The organism is Moorena sp. SIO4A5 (genome assembly GCF_010672005.1).
GTDB lineage: Bacteria > Cyanobacteriota > Cyanobacteriia > Cyanobacteriales > Coleofasciculaceae > Moorena.
Genome location: NZ_JAAHHZ010000458.1, coordinates 1 through 3833, shown reverse-complemented (window position 1 = coordinate 3833; position 3833 = coordinate 1). Strand labels below are relative to the sequence as shown.

Below are 3833 nucleotides of genomic sequence, written 5' to 3'. Positions count from 1 at the left end.
AATTTCTTTGCCCAACTCAAACAATATCGAGGAATCGCGACACGTTATGATAAGCGAGCAATAAACTTTCTCGGGGCAATTTATCTTGCTGCTACTGTTATCTGGCTTAATTGATGACACGCCCTAGGACGACCATTTCCTGGCAAGTTCCGGTAGATGCCAGGAAAAACCCCTTTACTAGAACCAAAGTTCTCCGTCTTCGTCATATTCAAGAACCATTAGATTGACCGGCTCATTTGTGTTAGCTTCATTTTTCGTTATTGTCCTCGTTTTTTTAATGTCGGGGATAGTAGAAGATTCGTTAAAGCTGTAAGTATAGCCATCCTTTCTGTGGACTCTAGCTAAGTTTTTAACGTGCAAGCTTATTGCCTTTTTCCCAGAAACTGTGTAATTAAAGGAATTACTCTTACTTCTAGGATTAACTCTTCCAAACTCCCCAGTCAAAAGGTTTTTGGCGATGTCCCCACTGCACCAACCTTTGATTGGTTTTAGCGGGTTGTGCCTGATGGGGTAACCGTATTTGTTGAGCGCCGCTTTTTGTCTGCCACCCTGTCCTTTGCAAATTACTAACAGTGACTGAGAGGTTTTCAATGTTAAGGTCTCAACACCTCCAACACAAGCAGCATCAATAAGCGTGCTGTTTAGGTAGCCCTAATTTAGTCCGGTTGTACTTGGTTTGTGCTCCTGTCCCAGTAACCACAGGTTTCATCTCTCGAAGTATCCTCACTAACTTGTTGCGGGTTGTATTCACCGCTGCTGCATCTCTTAACGGCGAAAGCGCCTTGGTTTTGATTTTTTGAAGCAAACTGGGTTTCTTCTTTAGGAATTCCTCTATGGGTTTATTCCCCTTCCGTTGATTGCATTTTTCGCAAGCCAGACAAAGATTACTGACTCGGTTGCTTCCACCTCTAGATTTTGGGTGAATATGCTCAACCTGCAAAGGAACGTTTTGCTTACCACAATAGGTACATTCCCTTCCCCATTTTTCGAGTAAATACTCTCTTACTTCGTAGCCAGCTAGTTCCCCTTGCTGGTACTCAACACTACTAACTTCAGGATTCTGCATTTTTTGGGTGTCAAACTTAACTCTTTCGACCCAAATCTCATTGACCGGACAGAATTTGATCACTCGTTTAACCCAGGTTTGGATAGTCAATACCCTATGCTCATTACTTGGAGCAAGCCACCCCTCTGGACGCTTACGATTGAGGAATCTTGGTTTTCTGTAACGTGTGTTGCGATTGCGTCTTCCGCGTCTCACAGCTTTTCTAGACTCTAGCTTCTTCTTGATCAAACCTCCTCTGTGCTCTAATTCCATCGCCCAAATAACTTGGTTGTCTTGCACTAAAGCAAACCCGGTAAACTTGCTACCAGGGTCGATCTTAATTTGACATGGTGAAATAGTTGGGCTTGAGATCGCAGTTTTCAAGATGATTGTAAATGGATACATCCTAAAAACCGCAGCCTTACCCTTATCCAACAACCGGCGGGCTTTCTTTGGGGATATGGGGTTTAATGGTCGCTTATTTGTATCTATGACAAATACATAATTTTGCATTTTTAGTGCGCCTCGAATCGGTAATGTTTTCCTCGGCCATGTTGTAATAGCTTGTGTTTTGCCAACTACACATTTTGCCTTCGTCTTAATAGTTAGCGATAGAGCTGGGAGCTGGAGGTCACCCCCAGGTATCATGACTAAAACAACGTAGGAAATTAATCCTTGGCCTGCAACCTAGCTAGATAACTTCCGAGTTTTGCTGGAAATTACCAAGGCTTTTACTAGGTGGCTTTATACAACCTATTAGATTGGCTATATATATACTTCAACCTTGATATGACAAGCATTTAGTCCTGCACAGTCACCTCATGACGCGCCGTTTACCGAAAAGATCCAGTAATGGCCGTCGGCTTCAGCTCCCAAATAAGGCTGATCCATACGGCAATCAACAAGTTTAATCTTACCCTCAGATTGCAACTGTTTGTAGTAACCCTCAAAGTCGTAGGTGTTGTAATAGGTGGTTTTGGTACTCATGACAATAGTTCCTCCTGGCTTTGTGACCTGTGCTAACCATTTCAGAGATTGAGGTTCAACAAAGTCCAGGGCAAACACACCACAGCAGAGGGTTAGGTTATACTGTCCATGCAGAAAAAATGGCAGTGGATGGTTTAAATCAACCCATCCAATTAAGGTTTGGTAGGCTCCAGTTTTATGGGCTTCTACAATCATTCCCTGAGATAAATCTGTCCCATCAATATGCCGAAAACCCTGATCCTGTAAGCCTTTGCCAACCAACCCTGAGCCGCATCCCACATCAATGACCTTAAAATCAGGATTTGTTGGATTGATCAACACTTTGCCACTGTTGACTATTTCCATCAGATAACGAACGATGTATTCTGGCCCATCGTAGTTTCTGGCTGCAACATCTCGGTTGTAGTCCGGTGCCCATTTATCATAGCGTTCTTGGTGAGTCTGCATAACGGTAGACCTGCTTATCTAGAAAACAATAAAAATTGGTATCAAACATCCCTATTGCTTAACTGGGATCAGTCTTTTAGCTCTGGTAGTATTAAACAATGGACTCTCCATAATCAATTCACCCTCTTCCTTACAAACATTTAGCGCAAAAGTACTAGCAAAGCCGTAGCCCAAAATGTCGATAAAGGGTTTAAGTTTTTGAACCCTATCTAAATCATAGGTTGAATCTGCTGCGATAAATCTCATCACAAAAGCTCTTCTCCTATTAATCGGACCCTCGGTTAATGGACAACTCCGATGAATCACCTCCTTGTCAAACAAAAGTGCATCCCCTAATTCAAAATCATCCGTTTCAGCCTGAGTTTTGAGAATTGGATCAACCTCAGGTGAGTTGACCATGAAGGATTCTAAACGTCCCATTTCTTTTCTAGATGGAGCTGCATCTTGTGCTTGCAAGCCTTGTACATAAGAAGAAAGAATGGATGTGTAGTCATAAAGAAATCTGCCACAAAGTTTTTCCTTTGAGACATAGCTCATCCCTCCTCCCTGTGCCTTTGTATCTATTTTTGTTAAGGGAATCCAAAGGGTACAGCCAAAATCTTCTAACTGCTGGTAAGAAAAACTCAAGATGCCGACGTGCCACTTGAATCCTGGATTGGTGTTTTTCTCTATTTCAAACCCTAAATGCTGAGCATAGAGTAACGAGCATTGGCAAAGTGTCGCTAATGTTGATTGAAATACAGGATGCTGAATTATTTTGAGGTTTTCATTGCTTTCCATATCATATTTAAACCGTGACACTGAATCCTCATAGGCTGTTTTTGCAGATTCAAGCTCCTGTTCTAATATTTTATCAAGACACTTTATTGCCTCAGGTTCCAAAAATCCTTTCAGCTTGACAAATCCTTTTTTTTTAAAATTGGCAATATCTTGATCTGTTAATTTGAAGGATGAATAAATCATTTTTTTCGGATAAAAAAAATCATCAATAATATATTATAGCGTTTCTAGGACTCATGAGGTACACATTAGTTTTTACCTCTTCCCTCTTCCCTCTTCCCTCTTCCCTCTTCCCTCTTCCCTCTTCCCTGCTCCCTGCTCCCTGCTCCCTGCTCCCTAAAAACCATAAAATTGTACCTCACAAGTCGTAGAATTGCTATACAAATATTGAGAGGGAGAGCTGAGGGGGTGACATGCAAGCTAAAATCCTTACTGGGTATTGCGTTCAGCCGATCTGTAACAAAAAGATACATGCTGTTTTGGCCTGACCTTGGACTTCGTTATAAGGGTTTGAGCTTGCCATTACATCATTCGTAGGGTCAATTTGCCAGTTTATCTTTCCTAAGACAACTGG

At 41.8% G+C, this 3833-nt stretch carries 6 protein-coding genes; 2 read left to right on the top strand and 4 right to left on the bottom strand.

Annotation, left to right across the window (positions count from 1 at the left end; genetic code table 11):
• Positions 1-114: transposase (locus F6K57_RS39145; RefSeq protein WP_364305990.1), on the top strand; the 114-nt coding region annotated here is incomplete at its 5' end.
• A 63-nt stretch (positions 115-177) separates the two neighbouring features.
• On the opposite strand, the gene F6K57_RS42320 is transcribed toward F6K57_RS39145, so the two are convergent.
• The 4 genes from F6K57_RS42320 to F6K57_RS39130 form a co-directional block, all read right to left on the bottom strand.
• Positions 178-591 (bottom strand): hypothetical protein, encoded by a 414-nt coding sequence (locus F6K57_RS42320; protein WP_364305987.1) that lies wholly within the window; start codon positions 589-591, stop codon positions 178-180.
• Positions 592-625: 34 nt separating this feature from the next.
• A complete protein-coding gene (gene iscB, locus F6K57_RS39140) occupies positions 626-1558 on the bottom strand; it encodes an RNA-guided endonuclease IscB (RefSeq protein WP_364305984.1) in 933 nt (310 codons plus the stop codon).
• 306 nt (positions 1559-1864) lie between these two features.
• Entirely contained in the window at positions 1865-2479 is a 615-nt protein-coding gene (locus F6K57_RS39135; protein WP_293028588.1) for a class I SAM-dependent methyltransferase, read from the bottom strand.
• Between the two features lie 51 nt (positions 2480-2530).
• Positions 2531-3442 carry a hypothetical protein gene (locus F6K57_RS39130; protein WP_293028591.1) on the bottom strand — a complete coding sequence of 304 codons (912 nt, stop codon included), beginning with the start codon at positions 3440-3442 and terminating at the stop codon, positions 2531-2533.
• A 53-nt stretch (positions 3443-3495) separates the two neighbouring features.
• On the opposite strand from F6K57_RS39130, the gene F6K57_RS39125 reads away from it, so the two are divergent.
• Positions 3496-3630, top strand: a complete 135-nt coding sequence (locus tag F6K57_RS39125; protein ID WP_293074075.1) for a hypothetical protein — start codon at positions 3496-3498, stop codon at positions 3628-3630.
• Positions 3631-3833 lie beyond the last annotated feature (203 nt).